We start from the raw sequence: 23,266 nt of genomic DNA on the forward strand, positions 1-23,266 counted from the left end.
AGCGGCGGGCGGCGCTATGCTGCGGCCCTTGTTTTGTCTGCTCGCCCGCCATGTCGCTGATCCCGCCTGTTGCTCCCCGTCGCCCCGTCGTGCTCAAGCAGCATGGCGATACCCGGATTGATGATTACCTCTGGCTGCGCGAACGCGACAACCCCGAGGTGCTGGCGTATCTGCAGGCCGAGAACGCCTATGCCGACGCGGTGCTGGCGCCCCTGAAGCCACTGCAGGATCAGCTCTACGACGAGATCAAGGCACGCATCAAGGAAGACGACAGCTCGGTGCCCTACCGGCTCGGGCACTACCGCTACTACTCCCGCTTTCATACTGGTCAGCAGTATCCGGTGCTGTGCCGTCAGGCGCTAAGTGATGACGCGCCGGAGGAGGTATTGCTGGATGTGAATGCGCTGGCGCGCGGGCGCGAGTTCATGGCGGTGGGCGAATTCGAAATCAGCCCCGATGGCCACCTGCTTGCCTACACGACAGACAGCACCGGCTACCGCCAGTATCAGTTGCGGGTCAAGGATTTGCGCACGGGCAAGTTGCTGGTTTTCAAGCGGGATCGCGTCACCTCGGTGGCCTGGGCGCTGGATAACGACACCCTGTTCTTCACTACCGAAGACAAGCAGACCAAGCGTTCCAACCAGCTCTGGCGGCACACCCTGAGCAAGGGGGAAACCCGCCTGATCCATGAAGAAAAGGACGAGCGCTTCGGCGTAGACGTTTACCAGACGCGCAGCGAAGGCTGGCTGGTGTACCAGATCGGCAGCCACACCACGAGCGAGATCCGCCTGCTGCCGGCCAACCGCCCCACCGCACGCTGGAAGACCTTGCTGCGTCGCAAGGCCAAGGTGCAGTACACGGTAGATCACCGTGGTGAGCACTTCTGGCTGCGGATCAACGATCAAGGCAGAAACTATCGGCTCGTCACCGTGCCCGTGAGTGACCCGGCACCCGCCAACTGGACGGAAATCCTGCCAGAACGCGCGGATGTGATGCTGGAGGGCATTGATCTCTTCAAGGATTTTCTTGTCTGCCACGAGCGCATCAATGCGCTGAACCAGCTGGTGATCACCGATCTGCGCACCCAGACCAGCCACACCGTTGCCTTCGATGAACCGGCTTACAGCCTGGGTACCGAGGCCAATGCAGAATGGGATACCACGGTCTATCGCTTCAGCTACGAGTCGATGACCCTGCCTGAAACCGTGTACGACTACGACATGGCCACGCGGGTACGCATCGAACGCAAGCGCCGCCCGGTGCTGGGCGATTTCGATCCCGCGCGCTACACCAGCGAGCGTATCTGGGCCAACGCCACCGACGGCACACGTATTCCCATCTCGCTGGTTTATCGCAAGGATCAGCGCCATCAGCAGGCGCAGCCGATGTGGCTGGAGGGCTATGGCGCCTACGGCATCCCCAACGATGTCTACTTCTCGTCTGCCCGGCTTTCGCTGCTGGATCGCGGGGTGATCTACGCCGTTGCCCATGTCCGCGGCGGCGGCGATCTGGGCGAGACCTGGCATGACGCCGGCAAGATGCAGCACAAGATGAACAGCTATACCGATTTCATCGCCTGCGCCGAGCATCTGTTTGCTCAGGGTTACACCGCGCCGGACCGGCTCATCATTGAAGGCGGCAGCGCCGGTGGCCTGCTCATGGGTGCCGTCATCAACCTGCGCCCGGACCTTTGCCGTCTGGCGATTCTGGATGTCCCCTTCCTGGACGCACTGACCACCATGCAAGACGCCAGCTTGCCGTTAACGGTGGGCGAGTACGAAGAATGGGGCAATCCCAACAAGAAAACCGAGTACGGCTGGATCAGGGCGTGGTCACCCTATGACATGCTGCGTCCGGGCAACTACCCGGCCCTGCTGGTCAAGACGGCCTTCAACGACAGCCAGGTCATGTACTGGGAACCGGCCAAATACGTGGCCAAACTGCGCACCCTGAAAACCGACCCAAACCCGCTGCTGTTCATGACCAATATGGGGGCTGGGCATGGTGGGGCGAGTGGGCGGTTTGACCGTTTGCGGGAGATTGCCGTGGATTACTCGGTCGCGCTGACTCACCACCTCGGGGCGTTGACAGCCGAATGAACACGAGCAGGTACCACAATCAAACCCCGACAGCATCGTGGCAGTGGAGCACAAGCGCCAGTTGAGGTATATGGTGGGATCATATCCTTACGAGGTTGTCATCCCCATGAAGGGCAACACCCGCAGACCTGCCGGATTCACGCTGATCGAAATGGCCGTCACCATGGTCATCATCGGCCTGTTGATGGGCGGTGCGATGCAGCTTTACAGGCTGTTTCAGGAGCGCGCTGTCCAGAGCGAAACCCAGGGCAACATCGCGGCTGCCAGAGAAGCCCTTATCGGCTTTGCCGCGGCCAATGGGCGCCTGCCGCGGCATGACCCGGCAACAGATGAGTTCACGCCGCTGCTCCAGGCCCGTGCTGACGCCTGGGGCGGCAACCTCGTTTATGTGTATGACCCTGCCTTGGCTACGCCGACCACCCCGCCGACCAATCTGGTCTGCGGCCGGCGCACAACGGCCATTTCAGTGCGAACCGGCTGCGATGATGCAGCCTGCGCCGGTCCAACGACCATCAGCAATGTCGCCTTCATGATCGTTAGCCGTGGCAACAATACGATCAACCAGACCGTGGCCAGCCAAAGCCCCGTTGTTGCCTCTCCCTTTGGCGGCCCGGCTCCGCTGACACCAGTCAATCCGGTGAACATCTATAACCGGGATGTGCAGATCGGGGCCTTCTCCGCGCCTGCGACAACACCCACGGGCTACGACGATGTGGTCAGTTACATCACGCTGGAGGAGTTGCGGCAACGGGCAGGGTGTACGGGGCAGAGTCTTTCAATCCAGAACAATGAATTGCCGTTTGGCATAGAGGGAACAGGGTATACCGCAAACCTTTTTGCCAATGGCGGCATTGCGTACGCCACGGGTGGCAGTTACCGCTGGTGCATTCAGACCCAGACGGGCACATTGCCATCAGGCCTGTCCGCCACCACTGTGCCTGTCACTACTGCAGTGCCGGTCTCAAGCAACTGCGACACCCCTGCCCCTCCGACAGCACCAGAGCCCGAGGCAAACTGGGCACGCGGCAACCAGCTCACATTGACCGGAACGCCCTCTACAACGCCCTCTTCCAGAGGTTCCTACGCCCTCACGATTTTCGTGCGTGACGATAATGACGCCACGGGCACGCAGGACAATGTCGCCAATCGCAACTATGTGCTGACCATCAATCCAAACTGACCATGCAAAGCCTTCGCCGCCACCGTGGATTCAGCTTCATTGCCATGATCGTGCTGGCCACGGTAGTGATCGTGGTCGGCCTGTCCATGCACATGCTCGCCAAGGCCAAGGGTGATGCGAGGCTGGCGATGCAGTCGCAAGCGGATGCCGGCTACCGTGCGGTGATCGGGTACGCCACACAATATCGGCGTTTACCCACGGACACCGAGTTTCAACAGCTGACCGGCGACCTCCGGGACGCTTATGGCAATCCCCTTGTGTATGTCTACGACGCCAGACTCGTCGCCGCGTCACCCGATATCTGCGCCTACCCGACTGCCCTCTTGAGCGTGGCTGACTGTGCTGCCGATGCCAATTGCGCAACGCCAGCCACCACCGCAGATGTGCCGTTTGTGGTGCTCGCCGCCGGCGAAACCCGTGATGGCTCGGCCAACACCGTATCGCAAAGTGCGTCAGCAGTTGGCGCTCTGCCGGCAGCTTCAGGATTGCGCCGATACCAGCTGGGCACCTCAGTGGGCGCGCTCGCCACACCTACCACCAACCCCTTTGCTTACGACGATCACTTGGCATTCAAGGATTTGCGCCAGGTTCAAAATGAGGTGCAATGCACAGGCAAGGGTTTGCGGGTCGTCAACGTTGAACTGCCGCGGTTCAAATGCAGTGAGGCGTATGTCGGTACCGTGTTCGGTACCAGTGGCGTCACCTTTCCCGGGAACACTTACGAATGGCAGGTCACTACCGGGCCAGCATGGCTAACGGCAAGTGCAGACGGGAATAATGCCCGCAGCGGGGCTTGGGCGCGTGGCGCCTCGCTGGTGTTGGGAGGCACCCCAGATAACACAACAGCCGGTACGGTAACCGTATTACTTCGCGATAGCGAAGGGAGTGCGCAGACTCGCCAGTTTCCCCTACGCCCGGTGACCGGCTCTAGCTGCTCGCCTCCTCCGCCACCAAGCTCACCCGGCGGCATTATTCTGGTACCGGACATTCCGACCGGCAGCGGCACGGGCACTACGCCCGATGGCACACAAGTCAGCACCCAGGGCAGTGGCGTCATCACCGCAGGCCCGATAGGCGGTGGTGTACTCGGCATCGGGGGAGACAACGCCATTTCGGGTGCCGAGCGGCTGCAGTTCATCTTCCCGCAGGATGTGCACTACTTAGGCTTGAGAGTGCGGGATTTCCGCAGCAATTCTAGCGATCACATCAGCATCGCGTTCTACAACGCTGCGGGGGGTGCCGTAGGGCAATACAACTGGCTGGCCTGCAGCCCCGCAAACGCCAGCAAACAGCTCGGCAGCATTACGCCCGGCGCGGGTATCACGTTTCGCTCGATCGTGATCCAGGGTGTGGGGCTGACCCAGTTCTATTTCCAGGGCCTGCGCTACTGTGATGCCAGCAACGCGGTCTGTCTGGTTGATCCTTCTGCCAGCGAGCCAAGCTGCTGACAGACAGTGTCTGGCAAGCAAACAGCCCCCGGCCTAGTGGACCGGGGGCTGTTTGTTTTGGGACGCGGCGCGCGGGATCTGGCTGATCGACGCCAATCAATACTTCACGGAGCAACCATAGGGTGTACTGGCCGGGGTGCTGACCGGCTTGCCGGCCAAGGCCTCGCTCATGGCCACCTTGAGGTAGTTCTTGGCATTTGCCACGTCAGCCGGATTGGTCGAGCGTTTGTCGTCAATTGCGCCGTTGTAGACCACGGTCCCTTCGGGGCTGATCAGGTACATATGCGGCGTTGTCTTGGCACCATAGGCCTTGCCCACGGCACCGCTATCGTCCAGCGCGACGTGAGCCGGGCTGGCCTTCATGCTGGCGAGCCAATCCTTCATCTGCTGTGCCGACTTGTAATCCTGATGCTTGCTGGCGGTGGAGTTGACCTGCACCCACACCACCTTGTTGGCGGCGGCATCGCGCTGCGTGGATTGCATATTGCCGCTGTCGTAATGCTTCTTCACAAAGGGGCACTCGGGGTTGGTCCACTCCAGCGCCACCCACTTACCCTTGAGATCCGCGAGCGATACCGGCTTGCCCGCAATGTCGGTCAGCGTGAACGCGGGCGCGGCGCTGCCGGGCGCAGCACTGGCCAAGGCCTGGCCGCTGGCGAACAGACTCAGCGATGCCCCAGCGGCAATAGCAAGGCGGGTGAAAGCGGGTTGGCGAGATACAGAAAACAACATGGCACACACTCCTCTGGACGGGTCAGTCATTGAACGCGTTGCTGCGATTACCTCCGGTAGCGACAAACGCACCGGCCGGGAAACTAGGGCGATTTCTCCGGCGCAGGCAGGGCGGCCAGCGCCGTCTTGATGGCATCGTGAGAGAGGACCTCCGGCAACAACACGGGTTCCCCGTGGCCGGCGTACAAGGCGTAAACCGGCACCCCGTTGCGCCCGAGACGCTGTAATTCCTGAGTGATGGCAGGGTCCTTGAGCGTCCAGTCCGCGCGCATCAGGTGTACACCTGCCGCATCAAAGTCAGCCAGCACGGCATCACGCGCCAGCACCAGCCGTTTGTTGACCTGACAGGTCACACACCAGGCCGCGGTAAAGTCCACGAAGACGGCGCGATGCTGTTGACGCGCCATCTGCAATGCCTCTGGCGTGTAGGGCTGCCATCGTTCGGCCGGCATCGTGGCGAGCTTGCCGGTGGCTTGCGGGCCCGATAGGGCCATGACGGCATAGGCCACCACGGCCAGCGCCAGCAGCGCCCCGCCCAGTCGCCAGGTTCTGGCCTGAAGACGAATCAGCCAGGCAAACAGCGCCACACCCAGCAAGGCAACACCAAGGTAGAGCGCCCCGTCTGCGCCGGCCTGTGTGGTTAGCACCCAAGCCAGCCACACCACCGTGGCATAGAGTGGGAACGCCAGAAACTCCTTGAGACGTTCCATCCATGCGCCAGGTCTGGGCAAGCGGCGCAATGCACCTGGCAGTATGGCCAGCAGGGCATAGGGGGCCGCCATGCCCAGACCCAGCGCCGCAAACACGGCCAGCGTCTTTACCGCCGGCATGGTGAACGCCGCGCCCAACGCGACACCCATCAAAGGCGCCGTGCAGGGCGACGCGACCAGCACCGCCAGCGCACCCGAAGCAAAGGCATCCAGATGGGGGTGTCGTAGACGCCAGGCACCGGGCACATCCTGCGCCAGCGTGGCAATGGGTAAGGCTCCCGATAAAGACAGGCCAAGGCCGAAAAACAGCACGGCAAGCGCGGCCACAAACACCGGGGACTGAAGCTGGAAGCCCCAGCCCAGCGAGGCACCACCCGCCTTGAGTACCAGCAGCAAACCCGCCAATGCCACAAACGAGAGCACAACCCCCGCCGTGTAGAAAGCCGCATGGCTGGCCCGTGCACGCCGCGCGTCGGCACCCTCACCGGCATGCCGCGCGAGGCTGAGCAACTTGATAGACAACACCGGGAACACACACGGCATCAGATTCAGTAACGCGCCGCCCAGAAAGGCCAGCAAAGCGGCATAGAACACCCCTACCTGCGCCGGCTGGCGGGCTGGATCAGCCTGCGCTGCCAATGCGGGCACTGACTTCGTGACCGAGACATTGGCAGGGCGGATAGCGCCAAGGGCTGCACCCTGGATCGGCGCGCGCACCTCAAAGGCCAGGGGCACGGCAGCACCCGTATCGGCAACCATGACGCCATGCAGCGTATCCCAAAGACCGGTAGGGATTTCGGCGCCACTCAGACGCAGACCATAGCCTGGTGCCTGAGCACTGAACCCCTGTGGCGCAGCAGGCTGCATGCGTCCCTCGTCAAACGGGAAAAACACCAGCGACTTGATGGCTGGCGTATCCGCCGGCGTTTGGAGCGATACGGCAACCTGCCCCGCATCAACGGCGGCGCTGATCTGCCAGCCGGCAGGTGGCGATGCGGCGGGCCAGCGTGTCCGCGTAGCGGCAAACACCGGCGCCTGGACAGGATCTGGCTGACTCACCGAGCCGACAGGCAGGGTGAGATCAAACTCACCCGACTCCGGAATGCAGACCTCTTCGCAGACCAACCACTCTGCCGCCAGTTTGAGTGGCAATTGCGACGCGCGAAAATCCACCGGTACGCTCAGCGGCACCGCCAGCAGCACCTCCTGCTCGTAGCCAAAATTGGTCAGCGGCCCGGCAGGAATACGACTGGGTGCAGGCCAGCGAATGTCTCCAGCCTCCACCCCCGGTGGCAAGGTCCAGCTGAAACTGGGCGGATAGCCCGAATCACCCGGGTTCCGCCAGTAAATATGCCAATGAGGCTGGAGCCGGAAACGAACACCGACCCAGTGCGTCTGGCCGGGTGCCAGCACACGCTGTTCGCTGACGAGTGTTGCGCTGAGGTGCTCGGTATCGACCTGGCTGGCGGCGTGGGTGAACAGCGGCAGACTGGCAAGCAGGCCGACAACCAGCCGGACAAAGGAAGGCGTGAGGCGCATGGTCTCGGGCTTTGTGGGGGTAGGTAACGGCCAGGACAGCCGTAGTCGACGTGGCTAAGAGCCTGCCAGTTGCGCCAAGTTCCGAAATCCTTGCAGATTGCGGATCAGCCTGGGCAATCCCCCTGTTCAGGGCTGGTGCCAGTCGGCAATTCCGTACTTGGCGAGTATTTTCGCGAGCTCACCGGACTGGCGCAGTTCCACCACGCCCCGGTCCAGCATCTCGACCATGGCCTTGGCCTTGGGATGCCGGGGCGACGCGGACACAAAGACCAAACCACTGTTGATGCAGCCAGCAAAACGGTATTCCGATTCCTTGCCGTTGCGCTTGAACCAGTCGCGCACCACATATTCGTCTTCAAGCGTTACATCGACCTGAGCCCGACCCACGGCCTGCATCTGTGCATTCAGGTAATCGCTGCCGCTACCCAGAAACACATAGCTGCGACGGCGCGGGTCCCTGAGATAGCTGTCTACCGGGTCCCCGAAGGTCTGATCCTTGTTGACGGCGATCCGCTGGTTCTTGAGATCCCCCACACGGGTGTATTGCCAGTTCGAATCGGCACGGGTCACAAAGCAGCTGCGGCTCAGGCCGAAAGCCTGCTTGCCGAACACAAAATCCGGCGCGTCGGTCTTGAGCGTACCCGCGAGGAGATCCTGATCCAGGGCGCGCGTGGCGATCAACGCGCGGCGCCAGGGGTACTCGGTGTAGTTGAACTGATAGCCCTGGCGGCTGACGATGGCTTCCACCATATCGATCATGAAACCCTTGCGTTCGGGATCCTTCTCGACCGCGCAGTTGTAGGGACACCAGAGCGCGCCAGCGACCTTGATCTCGTTCGCCGACACGATGCCCGCCGTCGCCATGAGCAAAGCCCCGGCCAGAACAGAACACCAGCGTAGCGAGCGTGGAGGTTGATGGTCGGGCTTGGCGTGATCCATGTCTTCCAACATAGCAAAGCGTTTTGCGCTTCGCTCTGCCTTGTTGATCCGGTGCAATCTGTTGAACCTGCGAGGTCAGGTTTCCCTCGATGCCGAACCGGTCACGCTGGCAAAGTGGTATCAAACCTATATTTGATTGGACTTGCCACATAGAATGTCGCTATGTCCGCGTCCAGCCTCTTACGTCACCGCCCTTTCCTTTTGCTCTGGCTTGGCAGCATGGCCGCCAGCCTGGGATTGGCGGTCGCCTTGCTCGCCGAAACCTGGTATGCCGTGCAAGTACTCAAACTCGAAGCCCAACTGGGTTATGTGCTGCTTGCCGGCACTTTGCCGAGGCTGCTGCTGATGGCCTTGGGAGGCGTGCTGGCAGACCGGCTGCCACGCGGCAAGTTGATGGCAGGCTCGTTTGTGGCGCGGGCACTGCTGCTCATGCTGATGGGCTGGCTGATTGCCCAGGGCTGGCTGGGCTTTGCCGAGCTGCTGATCATGGCGGCGCTGTATGGCGTGCTCGACGCCCTGTTCTGGCCTGCGCGCGACGCCATCTTGCCGCAGCTGCTCAGCGGCAATGCGCTCACCCAGGCCAATGCCTGGATGCTGGCCACCAACCAGCTGGGGCTCGTGCTCGGGCCCATGGTGGGCAGCGCGCTGCTGGCCTGGCACGACTTCCCCATGGTGTTTGCACTGACGGGCGTGCTCATGCTGGCCGGTGCAATCGCCTGTGCCGCCATCGTGATCAGTCCTGCTGGCCAGCGCATCCACACCGATATGTGGCAATCGCTGCGCGAAGGCTTGGCCTGCGCCTGGCACACCCCGGTACTCCGCTGGATCCTGCTGATCTACGCCTTCGCCAACCTCTTGTTCATGGGACCCATGGGGCTGGCACCGGCGCTGCTTGCAGCCAAACTTGAAGGTGGCAGTGCCACCGTGCTGGCGCAGCTGCAAAGCGCGCTCTCGGCCGGCATGCTGGTGGGCGGCATCCTGCTGGGTCTTTACCCGCCTCGGCGTAAACGCTTGCTGATGATCTGCGGGTTGATCGCCATCGAAGGCGTGCTGCTGGCGCTGCTCCCCCAATCAACAGCCTTGGGCGCAACCTTGATCCAGCTGCTGATCGGCCTGTGCATCGCCGGCAACAATGTGCCCATGCTGTCGCTGCTGCAACAGCACACGCCACCGGACAAGATCGGCCGGGTCATGAGCCTCAACAGCATGGCCTCGCTGGGGCTGACTCCCGTAGCTTACGGGCTCTGCTCTCTCTTGTTGGCCGGCGGCGTTTCGCTGGGCTGGCTGGCTGCAGGTGGTGGCCTGTTGCTGGCGGCACTGTGCATCCTGCTACCACTCTGCGTACGCACCTTGCGTCAAACCGACTGAGTGATGGGGCGGCAGGATCGACGAGTCGTGTCGGCGAGGTGGTACTCGATCAGCCGGTTGCCGAAGGCGGCGGGCGCGGCGCGAAATACAGGCACTCCTGCCCCGACGAGGCATACACCTCCAGACACGGCGGTCGCCGGCTCTTGAAGCCCAGCAACTGGCAGCCATAGGGAAAGCGCTCATCCCAGGTGATGTAATGATGTTGGCAGCGTATGCACAGCACGCGCGGCGTGCGTGGCGCGTCAGCAGGGTTGGACATGGTGGGGGCGCTGCGAGAGCGATAGCGTCATGGTGAGCCTTGGTGGGCAAAACCGCGTCAGCCTGACAGGAAAACACAAAACGGGACCCATCGGCCCCGTTTTGTGTGTGTTTTTTCCTGCAAGTTTCAGTTAAGGACGCACACCACCGCCGACCGGGCCGGAATGCGGAAGCTGCCAGTGTTACTACAGGCCGTGACCGCCGCACTGCGAACACGGGCATCCGCGGCGCTGGTTGCTGCCTGCACCGGATGCAGCGCATAGGCCTTGCCACTCAGCGACGGTATCGCCAGCGTGTGCTCGGCTTTGTCCACGTTCACCAAGTAAAGCAGCTCGGTGAAACCGGCACCCGCATACCCTGCCCCATTGAGCCGCGCTGCAATCACCGTGGGTTCCTGGCTGGAGCCGGTGTTGAGGAAGCTCAGCCGCTGCTTGACCTCGTCGGCGGTGCGCAGGCGGAACAGGGTTGAACTCTTGCGGATGGCCAGCAGATCGCGGAATACATCGCGCGTCCAGGCGATGTCGGCGGCCGTGGGCTTGATGCCCGCGTTCGCCAGCAAGGGCTTGATCACGCTGTAGTTGTCGCCGTTGTCGTCCTTGCCCGGCGCACCGGTGCCGAAGTAGTTGTCGCTATAACTCCAGTCGAGCCGGTTGAACCAGTCGCCGGCGTTGTAGCTGTTGCGGTCCAGCGATTTGGAACGCAGCGTGTCGATACCGGCATGGAAGTAATTAACCCCCTGGCTGAACATGTTCAGCGCCGCCCCCAGCATCTGCACGCGCGCACGATCTGCCGTGCTGGTGCTATCGGGCAGCTTGTAGGCATTGATGTCGAACAGTGTCTGGTTGTCGTGGTTCTCCACATAGTTCACGGCCTCCTGCGGGTCACTCACATAACCGGCCGGCTGGCCGTTGTAGTTGATGTCCGCGAGCTTGAGCGCGGCGTCCCAGTGCGTGGTCAGCGTGTAGTCGCGCAGCGAACCCGCCAAGCCCACCTTGACCACATCGGCCGCCCACATCAGGTCATTGCGCGTCTTGCCACCACCGGTGCCGTTGTCGTCGTAGTACAGGCCGTTGATGTAGCCCTGGTTGCGGCGCAGATTCATGCCGCTATCAAAGCCGCTGCCGCCACGGATCAAGTCACGCGCGCGGTCGCTGAAAGTGCCGATGCCGGAACCATTGAGCGACAGCTGCGAGGCCTGCACAAAGCGTGCACCGTTGGCCACTTCACCAAAGTTCCAGCCTTCGCCGATCAACTGGATATCGCGGCTGGTGGCGGCGTTCACTACGGTTCTGAGCTGCTCCATGGCTGCGCGGGGCTGGTGTGCCATCAAATCGAAACGGAACGAGTCGATCTTGTAGTGCACGGCCCAGAGCTTGGCCGTGTCGATCATCAGCTTGGCCATCATGGCGTTCTCGGTGGCCGTGTTGGCACAGCAGGTCGAGTTCTCGATGCCGCCGGTGTTGTTGAGCCGGTGGTAGTAACCGGGCACAACGCGATCCAGCACCGACTTCTCGTTCTGGCCCGAGGCGCTGGTGTGGTTGTAGACCACGTCCATACCCACGCGCAGACCGGCTGCGTGTAGCGCCTGCACCATCTGGCGGAACTCGATGATGCGCTTGGCACCGTCGGCCGCATCGGAGGCGTAGCTGCCCTCGGGCGCGCCGAAGTGGTAAGGGTCGTAACCCCAGTTGAAACAGTCCTGGTCCCGCACGGCGGCTACCGCCGCCTGCTGGGCTTCCGCATCGGCGGCAGCAGACGGAATGGTCGGCGACACGCAACCGGCTTCGGGCACGCTGGCGATATCGAATACCGGCAGCAGATGCACGTCCGTCATACCGGCCTGCGCCAGCGCCTTCAGGTGCTTCATGCCATTGCTGGCGACCTCGGTGAAGGCCAGATACTTGCCGCGGTTCGCCACCGATACGGTGGGATCGTTGACCGAGAAGTCGCGCACATGGAGTTCATAGATGTTCATGTCCTCCTGCGCAGCAATCGCGGGCATGGCGTGGCTATCCCAGCCCGCGGGCTTTAGGCTGGCCGCATTCAGATCAGCGATATAGCTGCGCTTCGAATCGGTGGTCAGGCTGATGGCATACGGGTCGGTGACACGGTTGCGCACCACGCCCACGCCACGCACGAAGACATCGACCAGATAGCTGTAATACTTGCCGCTGAGGTCGCCCGCCTTGCTGGCGCGCCACACCCCGGTAGCGGCATCGCGGCTCAGCGCTTCGATGCTGGCGGCCTTGGCGCTGCCGCTGTCGAACACGCAAGCCTGCACCTTCTGCGCCGTGGGTGCCCACAGCTTGAACACGGTATTGCCGCCGGCAATGCTCACGCCCAGATCGCTCACGCTGCTGGCAGCCGCAAACTGCTCATCGAGCGCACCGGCCAGTTGCGCCGTGGTGGCGTTCTGCACCTTGCCGTCGGCCGTTTCCTGCACCAGCAGCAGCTGGCTCTGGAACAGTTCGCCCAGTTTCGGCAGGTCGGCATCGGCCACCTTGAGCGCCACGCCCGCACTCACGTACTTGAACCGCTCGGCCGCTGCCGCCGGTACGCTGCTGGCGACAGTCAGTGTCAGCGCGCCATCCGCGCCGCTGACGGCAGCATCCTTGGTGGCAACGATCTTGCCGTTGCGCGCGTGGTAGAGCTTGAACACATGGCCCGTATCCACCTTGGGCCATTGCAGGTACTGGCGCGACAGCCAATAGGCGCGCGCGTCCAGCGTGGACACTTGGCGCGTATCGGGCTGCGCCGCGAACACCTGCGGAACTTCCTGCACCAGCCAGACCTGGCCGATGCCATTGGCGATAGTGAGCGTGCTGTAGGCAATCTGGATATCGCTGCTCCAGCCATCCTTGTTGCCCACATCCGGCTGACCTGCGCCGCCCAGGCCGTGGATCACGAAACTCAGGCTGGTACGGCTGGCATCATCCTTGGGGTTGAGTACCGGGATATCAAAGCTGGCCGTGCCATTGCTAACGGTGTAGCCGGGCATGGCGCTCAGCGGCACCGGCTTGGCCCAATCGCCTATGGCCGGCGACGCGGGCATGCGCGCGGTGTCGATACCGTTACTGCTCCACAGGTGCAGACCCCAGCCACTGTAGTTGCCGTCGTAACGACGGTAATGCACGCGCACCGTGCTCAGATTCGGTCCGGTGGCGAGCAGCGGGTTGCTGGCGTACTGGGTCTTGTCGCCGGCCAGCTTCCAGATTTCCTTGCCGTCGGCGACCTTCCAGAACTGCTGCTGGTCGCCCGTTGCCTGGCTCCAGGCCGAGGGTTCGCGCGTCGTGCCATCGTGCAGAATGAAGTTGAATTCGGGGCTGCTGACCGGAATATCCCAGTAAGCACCGAAATCGTCATTCCCCGTGGGCGCAATGCCGGGCCAGCCACCCAAGGCTTCGCCGGGGGCGTTCCAGGCATAGGTTTTCCAGTTGCCATACTGGCCATCGCCACGTCGATAGTGGAGCCGCACCATGCCATCGGGCACGGCCACCGCGGCGGCTGTGGCGACGGGCACGGCAAACAGCACGCGCTGGAAGTCGCTGGCATCGCAATCGGCGATGTCGGTGGCGACAGGGGGATTGGTGGTCACGGGGGGTTGGGTGCTGGCGTTATCGCCGCCACCTCCACCGCAGGCGTTCAGCAAAACGCCTAATGTCACGATGCCCAGCCAGCGGCGTGCAGCCGCCACCGGGCCCCAAAGGTGCCTGGTTTGCATGATGAAGCTCACTCCGAACTTGGTGCCCTTGCAGTCACCAAGGCGGCGCTGTGGGCTGGTTATTTGGCGCAGTGCATCATGTTCATCCGTAACAAAACTACGCCAGTTACGGCGAAATGCGGCCTGCACCTTCCATCAAGCGCGTCACCCAGTCAGGGGTCAAGCAACTTCATGCGCAAACCCCGGAGAGCCTATCCGTACAAGGCTTTCACGTTGGCAGAGACTGTTCCAGGCGACATTGCCTCACCCGGGCATCGGTACAAAAAAACGTAGCCCCGCAAGCGGGGCTACGTTCCTGATGCTGTGGCGCAATATCGCGCTTGGCGATCCATCAGAGTGGTTGCAAGTCCAGCTTGGCGAACAGCGCGCGGTCACCATCGGCCTCGGGATTGCCTGTCGTGAGCAGCTTTTCGCCGTAGAAAATCGAATTGGCCCCTGCGAGGAAGCACAGCGCCTGCATGGCCTCGGGCATTTGCTGGCGACCGGCGGACAAACGCACAAAGCTCTGCGGCAACACGATGCGCGCCACTGCGATGGTGCGAACGAACTCGCTCCAGTCGATACCTTCCTGGTCTGCCAGTGGCGTGCCTTCGACCTTGACCAGATTGTTGATGGGTACCGATTCAGGCTGCGGATCAAGATTGGCCAGCTGCGCCAGCAGGCCAGCGCGCTCCTCGCGGCTTTCACCCATGCCCACGATGCCGCCGCAGCACACATTCATGCCGGCTTCGCGCACCTGACGCAGCGTATCGAGCCGGTCGTCGTAGCCACGAGTACCGATGATGTCGTCGTACTTTTCGGGCGCGGTGTCGAGGTTGTGGTTGTAGTAATCGAGACCCGCATCCTTGAGTTCACCGGCCATGCCTTCCTTGAGCATGCCCAGCGTGGCGCAGGTCTGCAGACCCAGCGACTTCACCCCGGCGATCATCTGCTTCACTTCTTCAATATCGCGCTGCTTGGGGCCGCGCCAGGCGGCGCCCATGCAGAAGCGCGATGCACCCGCCGCCTTGGCGGCCTTGGCGGCATCGAGCACTTCTTCCAGCGGCATCAGATCCTGGCTGGTCACACCCGTGTCGTAACGCACGCTCTGCGGGCAGTAGCCGCAATCCTCGGGGCAGCCACCGGTCTTGATCGACAACAGGGTCGACAGCTGAACCTTGTGTGGATCGAAGTATTCGCGGTGTACGGTCTGGGCACGGAACAGCAGGTCGTTGAACGGCAGCGCAAACAACTCGGCCACGGCTTCTACAGTCCAGCGCTGCTCGCTGGCATGCGGGACAAGCTTCTTGTGAAACTGCAGGGTTTGCGGCGTGGCGGCTTGGTTCATGGGCTGGGTAGGGAGTTTGCTCTAAGCCGTGGATTGTCCTTGCTGGCTCGTCACACTGTCAAATCCAGCGCCCGAAATTTTCAACAACTGTTCAAAATTTACTCAATACTCTGGTCAAGCATGGGGAGTGCCCGCCAACCAAGGTGCTAGCGGTTCGTCCTACGCCAGCGCACCCGATTCACCACAGATGTCTTGTCCAGACTGAACTGGCCACCGAGGCATCATGGAAACCTCTCTGCAAGCCGCGTGATGTTGCTATGCTCACACGGGAACTGGGCCGGACCAGACACCGCGACACCTCGCGGCCAAACCGGCGGTTTGCACGCCTGAGGCTTAATGTGATCCGTTATGCCTATTGTTGAAAACCCTATATTTGTTATTGACCTGTGATATCGAGCCAACTTCTTTTCCTCTTCAGTGCCCTGGGCTCAATCAACGGGATTTTCCTGGCGCTTTACCTGTTCACCCGCCGCTCGCAGCGCCTGACGAATAGCCTGCTAGGCGGCCTGTTGCTGGCAATCGGTGTGCGTACTGGCAAATCCACGTTCTATTATTTCTATCCGGATATTGCGGTCGAATTCCTCCAGATCGGCATGTCTGCCTGCTTGCTGATCGGCCCACTGACCTATCTGTATGTGCAATGCCATCTGGCAGACATTGGGCAAAAAGCCCTGGGTACTGCTTGGCGCTGGCATTTACTCGTGTCCTTGCTGGTGATCGGCATCGGCATTACTTTCCCTTATTCCCGATATCCGCATATCTGGCACCACGTGCTGTCTGGCATTCATGTTTACTGGGCTTTTTATCTATTACTAGCCGGAAAACAATTATGGCAGGCACGCCCTGTATGGATTGGCAATGAACATGGCAGCTCACGCCAAGTCATACTTTTGCTGAGTGTCTACTTCAGCAGCTGCCTGATTCTGATTGCCTATGCCACTACCCAATTGACCTCCTATATCGTTGGCGCACTCTCATTTACGTTTTCCATACACCTGACCATATTGACCTTCCTGTTTCAAAAGGAGGTTCAGATCGAGGCCACACGCAAGGAGAAATATCAGAATCGCAAACTGGCCGATGCAGATGTCCAATCCTTGCTGGAATCCCTGAATCAAACCATGCGTGACCAGCAGCTCTATCTGAATCCGAATCTGACCCTGGCCTTGCTGGCCAAAAAGGTCGGCGCCTTGCAAACGACGGTTTCCCAAGTCATCAATGAAAACCTGGGCAAGAGCTTCAATCTCTATATCAACGAGTTCCGCATTCAATACGCGCAAAAGCTATTGGCTCACGAATCCCATTTGACCATGGAGCTGGTCGCCGAGCGCAGTGGTTTCAATTCCAATTCCACATTCTTTGCGGCATTCAAGAAAATTACCGGGCAAACACCGGCCAGCTACCGCGCTGCATTTGCCTCGGCGCCCACGGGCGCCGCCGAGATCGCTACCGCTCTGCCCGACCATCAGGTTTCCAGTCACTCCTGAGGCTGCGCCTTAGCGCGCTGACCGAGCCACCCTTGCTGTGAAATCATGTATCCGGAGTCCTGAATCATGGTTCGGGACTTCAGGCACCCGCATTCCCCCTAACTTGGCAACCGGCAAAGCGATATGACTCGCTGCCGATTAACCGTAGCTCAAGTTGAGGTGAATGAATGAACCCCTATTTTTCCCTGATCGCCGCCCTGAGCGCTTGCTTGCTATTTGGCATGCCTGGGCATGCCGGTGCGGCCTCTACCACATCGACCGCCCCAGCGGACATCCAGACTCCGACCGGGGCCGGCAAAACCGATACCGAGCAAATCACCCAAGTGCTCACGGACTATATGGAAGGCACCGCCAATGGTGAGCCCGAAAAGCTGAAACGCGCTTTCCATCCCGACTTCAAACTATATACGGTCAACGAAACCAATAATCTGCTTGTCCGTTCCGGCGAGCAATACATCGCCAATATCAAACCGGGCGAGAAGAACAATCGTATCGGTCGAATCCTGTCCATCGATATCGAAAACAATGTCGCCACCGCCAAAGCGGAAATCCTGATACCCAATTACCGGCTGTATACGGATTATTTCCTGCTACTGAAATACCATGGCAACTGGAAGATCGTGCAAAAGAGCTACACCTGGAAATCCTTACCCCAGCGCACCAACAAGATTCTGTTCATCACATCAAGCCAGCACACGTATGGTAATACCAAGCTCAATGCGGCCAATCATTTTGCAGAGATTGTCATTGCCTATGACATTTTCAAGAAAAATGGTTATGTCGTGGATTTTGTCAGTCCCAAGGGCGGCGCCATTCCCCTGGGCTACATTCAGACATCCGACAATACCCAGAAGGAATATCTGTACAACGGCGAATTCATGCGCCTGTTGCAGAACACCGCCACGCCAGAGCAAATCAATCCCAATGACTATCAGGCCGTTTATTACAGCGGTGGTGGATCAGCGATGTTTGGCGTTGCAGATAATCAAGGCATTCAACATATCGCCAATACAATCTACAAGCGCGGTGGAATTATCTCGGCCATCTGTCATGGCACGGCCGGCATCGTCAATCTGAAAAACAGCGACGGCACGGCGATTTTCTCTAACCGGAAAATAACCGGCTTCCCCGACATGTTCGAAGACACCCAGGCCGAATATTACAAAACCTTCCCGTTTTCCATCGACAAGGAAATCACCAAGCACGGCGGCAACTTTGTCTACTCCAAGAAATTCGGGGACAACCATGTCATCGCGGACGGCAACATCGTCACCGGGCAGGACCCTTCCGCCACGGCCTCAGTGGCACTGAACGTCATCAAAGCCATCCAGAAGAACTAAGCGGAGATACCCATGAACACGCCATTGTCTTACCTGATGCTTACCTGCCTTGCCGCCCTGCCCCTTACCACCTTTGCCGGCAAAGCACTTGAATCTGTCTCACCAGAGGCCATCGACAAGGTCTTCAGCGAATCCCGGTCTCCCGACAAACCCGCCATTGCGGTCGCGGTGATCCATGCAGGAAAAGTGGTCTACCAGAATGCCTACGGCAGCGCGAACCTGGAGTACAAGGTGCCGGCTACCGTCGATACCCGATTCCAGGTCGAAGGGCTGGCCTTGGAGGTCATCGCCTACGCGACGCTCATGCTGGAGGAGCAAGGAAAAATCAAACTGGATGATGACATCCGGCAATACCTGCCCAAGGTGGCCGACTTCGGCGAGAAGGTCACCATCCGGCATCTGCTCAGTTCAACCGATGGCCTGCCTGGCTACCGCACCCTCAAATCCTTGGCGGGTTGGGAAACCGGCGGGCCTGAGCAGCACAAGGCCATATTGCGCCTGATCCAGAGCCAGAAAGCCTTGAACTTCCGGCCGGGCCAGGTATTTTCGCCAAATGGGTCCACGCGCCTGATCCTGTTGGCCCATATGGTCGAGACTGTCACCGGTCAGCCGTTCGACGTGTACTGCAAGGCAGAGATCTTTGCCCCGCTGGGCATGGCCAATACCGTCCTCCAGTACGACAGCAATCTCCCCTTGGCGAACACGGCCGTGCCCTACCGGAGTGGTGCGGACGGGCTGTACAAGTACGACTATGGCAATGGCAGTGCGGCCGGCCCGACGAACCTCTACACGTCCATCAAGGATCTGGGCATCTGGCGGGCCCATCTTTCGGCGCTTACCATCGCCCGCAAGCCACTGGCCAAGCAGTTGAATTCGCCCATCCGGCTCGATGGCGGTGCGCCCATTAAGGACGTTGCCAGCATCTCGATCTATGGGCAGCTGCATCTAGGCCAGGAGCGCGGCATCCCGAAAATCTATCAACGAGGCAGCGCCGGTGGATATTCCAGCCTGCTGTTCCGCTTTCCGGAACAGGACTTTGCCGTCGCCGTACTCAGTTCTGATGGGGCATACCACGGCTCCTATGGCATGCGGGTTGCCAACCTGTTCATGAAGAACCAGTTCCCCGAGCCGGAAAACATCGATTACACCAAGATCAAGGCCGTGAAGCTGAGTCCACAGCAGCTCCAATCGTATCAAGGCAGCTACTGGAACCCGGCACGCGCCATCTCCGCCAAGGTCTATCTCAAGAACGACGCGCTGTACTACACCCGGGTCGAGGGCACGGAAGGCTACGAGCTGATTCCTTTGGGTAATGCGGTCTTCCAGATCAAGATGGAGGGCGATGACACTCTGTTGCTCAAGTTTGCCGAGACCGGTACGGGTAAAACGATGAGCTACACCGTGGGAGAGAGCGATCCGGTCGTGTACAAATCCTATGAGTCTGCGGCCTATACCCAGCAGGAACTGACGCAGTTTGCCGGCACCTTCTACAGCAAGGAACTGGACGCTTCCTTTGTCGTCGACGCCAGCAATGGCGTGCTGACTGCCAGCAATATCCGTTCAGGCGTGGTGAGCTTCAGGCCGCTGAATATCGACAGGTTTGCGGGCGACAAGCGCTTCATGGGTGGCATCCGGTTCATTCGCGATGGCAGAAATGCGGTGTCCGGATTCCAGGTCGTGGTGGATGAAGTCCGGAATCTGGTCTTCAAGAAGGTGTCCTGATCTGGCAGCCAAGGCTTACCCGGTGCATGGCGATTGCGAATGCCATCCGGGTGTTGATCGGCTACAGCCAGGCTGATGCGCCGGGCGCGGGGTCCGCCGAGAAAGTCGGGCTTCGCGCTGCAGGTGCATTCCGGCATGAAACGGTTGGCGGCATACTCTTTCCAAGGTCCCGCACCATGCGATGCGCGGTATGGCAGGTTGGCTTATTGTCCCGCGCTATTGGCCGGGTTGTCCGGCACGCATGCCGGAGCCCCCTTGCCCCACCGTTGCGCACTGTTTCTTCACCACGTAGGTGCCTGGCTACTACCGCAACAATGTTGCCTGTGCGGTGTACGGAGCGGCCAGCAAGGCTTGTGTCGCGACTGCCACGCGGATTTGCCGTGGATCGGGCCATTACGCTGTCTGGTTTGTGCCGTTCCCTTGGTCCACGGCGGCATCTGTGGGCAATGTTTGCAGCATCCGCCAGCGTTCGATACCACATGTGCAGCATGGTGTTACGGCTGGCCCATGAACCGCTTGATCCCGGCTTACAAATATCAGGCTCGGCTGAGCCTGCTGCCTGTACTGGCGCAAGGTCTGCTGACGGAGCTGCGCGGCGTCCGCGTTCCAGACTGCGTCATCGCCATGCCGCTGCACTCCTCTCGGCTGCGTGAGCGAGGCTTTAACCAGTCGGCAGAGCTGGCACGCCATCTTGCCCGGGCTCTGGACCTGACACTGGCACTCGACCGGGTGGCACGGATACACCCGGCACCACCGCAGGCCAAGCAAAACCGCAAGGAGCGCCAGCGGCAGGTTCGTGGTGCATTTGCCGTGACCGGCGAGGTGGCGGGGTTGCATGTGGCCGTGGTGGATGACGTCATGACCACGGGTGCCAGCCTTAATGAACTTGCGCGCACATTGAAACAAGCAGGCGCACGACGGGTAGACTGCTGGGTGCTGGCTCGCACGCCAGATTGATACCCCGCCCTGCCAATCCCCTGCCCTGTCGACTCTTCAAGCCATGTTTGCCGTCATCCTGTTTCAGCCCGAAATCCCGCCGAATACCGGCAATGTGATCCGTCTTTGTGCCAATACGGGGTGCGAGCTGCACCTGGTCAAGCCCTTGGGCTTCCCGCTCGATGATGCGAAGCTGCGCCGCGCGGGGCTCGATTATCACGAGTATGCGCAGATGCAGGTGCATGAAGACTGGGATGCCTGCGCCAAGCACTTTGCCGGCAGGCGGATATTCGCGATGACGACGCGAGGCTCAACCCGGCATGATCGCATCGCTTACGAAGCCGGCGATGTGTTCCTGTTTGGTCAGGAGTCCGCGGGGCTGCCCGCTGCGCTACGCGACAGCTTTGCACCGGATCGCCGCATCAAACTGCCGATGCGGCCTGATAACCGTAGCCTCAACCTGTCGAACGCGGTCGCGGTGACGGTGTTCGAAGCCTGGCGTCAGCACGGCTTTGCCGGTGCAGCAGAAGGCTGATCCAATCAGTACTCAGGTCGCGGGCTTGGGCTGAACTGCCACGCACACCTGGTTTTTGCCTGACTTCTTGGCCTCGTACATGGCCTGATCCGCACGCTCGATGGCGGCCTCCTGATGCTCACCCTGCATGTAGCGGGTGATGCCTGCGGAAAAAGTCACCAGCACGCGCTCATTGTTGTGCAGGAAAAAATTCTTGGTAAGTTCGCGCTGTACGCGGCGCATGGTATTGGCCGCCTCGCTGGTGACGGTTTCGGGCATCAGCACCACAAACTCCTCACCGCCATACCGGGCGATCACATCGGTAGGCCGCAAGGTGTCCTTGACTACCTTGACCAGGTGGCGCAGTGCTTCGTCGCCCGCCTGATGGCCGCGTTGATCGTTGAGCTTCTTGAAGTTGTCCAGATCCATCATGGCCAGACACAGCGGCTTGCCCGTGCGTTCCATGCGGGCGATCTCGGTGACGAAAGCTTCATCAAAGCCGCGGCGGTTCAAGGCACCGGTGAGCTGGTCTTCGCGGACCTTTTCGCTCACGGCACGCAGCTCCGCCTCCAGTTCCTGAATGCGCTTTTCGGCGGCTTCCGCCTCATTGCGGGCCGCCATCAGCTCCTCGCGTGAGCGAGCCATATCCAGCTGGATCACCCGCGTGTCCTGCATCAGCTCATCCACCACATGCTTGAGATCGAGCACATCCCGGCTGGTTTCAATACGCCCGGCGTAAACACCGATCTTCTCGTGGTAATCACTGGTGGTATCTGCCATACCGCCAAGGCGATCAATGAACAGCGAGATCATCCGCTTGAGCGCGACCTGGGTCTCGGTAAGGCTATGGTGCAACTGCCCTTGTTGATACACGACCTCCTTGAAGCCCGCCTCTGCCTCGTAAAGGCGGGTCATGCTCATGGGCTTGGCAAGTATGTCCCGCACCACGGCAACCTGGCCTTCCAGCCAGCGGCCATCACCCGACACGGCGATCAGGTTATCGGTCACCAGCATCAGCAGATTCACCAAGCCTGCAGATACGCGGTCATCCCGCTGATTCTTGAGTTCAAGCTGCGACCAGAACTTGCGCAGGCGCTCGGCGAGAAACTGCAGACCCTGCTCGCTGGATACCGACTCGGCAGCCAGCGCCAGGCTCTCGGCCTCCTCCGCTAGATCCGGTTCTCCGCGCAGGCGGGCGGCAATACCCAGACGCAATGCCCGAGACAGCAATTCACGCCACAGCGACCAGTCCACATTACCCTGCGCCACCGGCTGTATCTCACTGCCGGGCACTGGCGCCGATGCTGCCTCGGCAGCAGCCGGGGCGACCTCGCCGGCGACCTCGATACCGCCCTCAACGCCGGCACCCTCGGCCCAGCTGACAATCAGGGCAGCAAGCTTTTCGTTCAGCAACGAAGGGTAATTGCCGAAATTGAGCAAGACTTTGGCCAGCGACTCCTGCTTACGGGCCATTGTGAAATGCGGGCTGCGCATGTCCCATTGGACCAGCAGGTCGCGAATCAGCTCAGACCATGGCCGCGTCAGGGTGGCCTGGCCGCCCTGAGATTCAATCGCTGCCACCAGCGGTGCGGTCACGCCCGACCAGTCGCGGTGATCCGCTGCCGCGCTGATCAATTTGATATTTCGCTGGAGATCCGGCGATTGCTTGGGCATTGCCTTGAGCATGGCCAGAATCGCGTCCAGCAAGGGATTCGCCCCCCCGGCTTTGCGTGCCTTGCCACCCTCGATCTCGTGATAGAGGTCTTCGTAGTGCTCCGGCGTCGGCGGAATACGGCGCGTGGCGAGCTGGCGCAGGGCCTCGCGCGCGATATCGGTCGGGTTGCTTAGCTTGTTGCTCATTGAATGCAGACAATGCCGTTGGAATAGTGCACTCAGTCATTGTAGAAACTGGGTTACACCAAGCAAGACTTAAGTGAATACAAGAT

At 60.7% G+C, this 23,266-nt stretch carries 16 protein-coding genes and 1 pseudogene; 10 read left to right on the forward strand and 7 right to left on the reverse strand.

Annotated elements, in window-relative coordinates:
- The first annotated feature begins 50 nt into the window (after positions 1–50).
- The 3 genes from O9X62_RS15110 to O9X62_RS15120 all read left to right on the forward strand — a co-directional run bounded on the left by O9X62_RS15110 (position 51) and on the right by O9X62_RS15120 (position 4,727).
- A complete protein-coding gene (locus O9X62_RS15110) occupies positions 51–2,099 on the forward strand; it encodes a S9 family peptidase (RefSeq protein ID WP_269533775.1) in 2,049 nt (682 codons plus the stop codon).
- A gap of 106 nt (positions 2,100–2,205) precedes the next feature.
- Positions 2,206–3,279 (forward strand): type II secretion system protein, encoded by a 1,074-nt coding sequence (locus tag O9X62_RS15115; RefSeq protein WP_269533776.1) that lies wholly within the window; start codon positions 2,206–2,208, stop codon positions 3,277–3,279.
- A 2-nt stretch (positions 3,280–3,281) separates the two neighbouring features.
- Positions 3,282–4,727: a hypothetical protein gene (locus O9X62_RS15120; RefSeq protein ID WP_269533778.1), complete on the forward strand. Its 1,446-nt coding sequence runs from the start codon at positions 3,282–3,284 to the stop codon at positions 4,725–4,727.
- 96 nt (positions 4,728–4,823) lie between these two features.
- Here the strand turns inward: O9X62_RS15120 and O9X62_RS15125 are convergent, their stop codons facing one another.
- The 3 genes from O9X62_RS15125 to O9X62_RS15135 form a co-directional block, all read right to left on the reverse strand.
- On the reverse strand, positions 4,824–5,459 hold the full coding sequence (locus O9X62_RS15125; RefSeq protein ID WP_269533779.1) for a redoxin domain-containing protein: 636 nt from the start codon (positions 5,457–5,459) through the stop codon (positions 4,824–4,826).
- Positions 5,460–5,542: 83 nt separating this feature from the next.
- A complete protein-coding gene (locus O9X62_RS15130) occupies positions 5,543–7,708 on the reverse strand; it encodes a protein-disulfide reductase DsbD (protein ID WP_269533781.1) in 2,166 nt (721 codons plus the stop codon).
- Positions 7,709–7,834: 126 nt separating this feature from the next.
- Positions 7,835–8,647 carry an ABC transporter substrate-binding protein gene (locus O9X62_RS15135; RefSeq protein ID WP_269533782.1) on the reverse strand — a complete coding sequence of 271 codons (813 nt, stop codon included), beginning with the start codon at positions 8,645–8,647 and terminating at the stop codon, positions 7,835–7,837.
- Positions 8,648–8,809: 162 nt separating this feature from the next.
- Here O9X62_RS15135 and O9X62_RS15140 point away from each other — a divergent pair, with 162 nt between their 5' ends.
- Positions 8,810–10,015, forward strand: a complete 1,206-nt coding sequence (locus O9X62_RS15140) for an MFS transporter (RefSeq protein ID WP_269533783.1) — start codon at positions 8,810–8,812, stop codon at positions 10,013–10,015.
- 49 nt (positions 10,016–10,064) lie between these two features.
- On the opposite strand, the gene O9X62_RS15145 is transcribed toward O9X62_RS15140, so the two are convergent.
- The 3 genes from O9X62_RS15145 to bioB all read right to left on the reverse strand — a co-directional run bounded on the left by O9X62_RS15145 (position 10,065) and on the right by bioB (position 15,321).
- On the reverse strand, positions 10,065–10,274 hold the full coding sequence (locus tag O9X62_RS15145; protein ID WP_269533785.1) for a hypothetical protein: 210 nt from the start codon (positions 10,272–10,274) through the stop codon (positions 10,065–10,067).
- Between the two features lie 126 nt (positions 10,275–10,400).
- Positions 10,401–13,994, reverse strand: coding sequence for an alpha-1,6-glucosidase domain-containing protein (locus tag O9X62_RS15150; protein WP_269533787.1), 3,594 nt, complete (start codon positions 13,992–13,994; stop codon positions 10,401–10,403).
- A 331-nt stretch (positions 13,995–14,325) separates the two neighbouring features.
- Complete coding sequence (gene bioB / locus O9X62_RS15155) at positions 14,326–15,321, reverse strand: biotin synthase BioB (RefSeq protein ID WP_269533789.1); 996 nt, start codon at positions 15,319–15,321, stop codon at positions 14,326–14,328.
- A gap of 386 nt (positions 15,322–15,707) precedes the next feature.
- On the opposite strand from bioB, the gene O9X62_RS15160 reads away from it, so the two are divergent.
- The 6 genes and pseudogenes from O9X62_RS15160 to O9X62_RS15180 all read left to right on the forward strand — a co-directional run bounded on the left by O9X62_RS15160 (position 15,708) and on the right by O9X62_RS15180 (position 21,341).
- The gene (locus O9X62_RS15160) at positions 15,708–16,808 is read left to right on the forward strand and encodes an AraC family transcriptional regulator (RefSeq protein WP_269533790.1); all 1,101 of its coding nucleotides are present in this window, start codon (positions 15,708–15,710) and stop codon (positions 16,806–16,808) included.
- Positions 16,809–16,975: 167 nt separating this feature from the next.
- Positions 16,976–18,148, forward strand: coding sequence for a nuclear transport factor 2 family protein (locus O9X62_RS15165; protein WP_269533791.1), 1,173 nt, complete (start codon positions 16,976–16,978; stop codon positions 18,146–18,148).
- Between the two features lie 12 nt (positions 18,149–18,160).
- Positions 18,161–19,870 carry a serine hydrolase gene (locus O9X62_RS15170; RefSeq protein WP_269533792.1) on the forward strand — a complete coding sequence of 570 codons (1,710 nt, stop codon included), beginning with the start codon at positions 18,161–18,163 and terminating at the stop codon, positions 19,868–19,870.
- 135 nt (positions 19,871–20,005) lie between these two features.
- Positions 20,006–20,311: pseudogene (locus O9X62_RS16050) on the forward strand (double zinc ribbon domain-containing protein); the annotation flags it as partial.
- A 66-nt stretch (positions 20,312–20,377) separates the two neighbouring features.
- Positions 20,378–20,827, forward strand: coding sequence for a ComF family protein (locus O9X62_RS15175; protein ID WP_269533793.1), 450 nt, complete (start codon positions 20,378–20,380; stop codon positions 20,825–20,827).
- A 43-nt stretch (positions 20,828–20,870) separates the two neighbouring features.
- Positions 20,871–21,341 (forward strand): tRNA (cytidine(34)-2'-O)-methyltransferase, encoded by a 471-nt coding sequence (locus tag O9X62_RS15180; protein WP_269533794.1) that lies wholly within the window; start codon positions 20,871–20,873, stop codon positions 21,339–21,341.
- A 12-nt stretch (positions 21,342–21,353) separates the two neighbouring features.
- On the opposite strand, the gene O9X62_RS15185 is transcribed toward O9X62_RS15180, so the two are convergent.
- A complete protein-coding gene (locus tag O9X62_RS15185; protein ID WP_269533795.1) occupies positions 21,354–23,180 on the reverse strand; it encodes a GGDEF domain-containing protein in 1,827 nt (608 codons plus the stop codon).
- Between the last annotated feature and the right edge of the window lie 86 nt (positions 23,181–23,266).

It is taken from the genome of Chitinimonas sp. BJYL2 (assembly GCF_027257935.1).
In the GTDB taxonomy this organism is placed as follows: Bacteria; Pseudomonadota; Gammaproteobacteria; order Burkholderiales; family Chitinimonadaceae; genus Chitinimonas.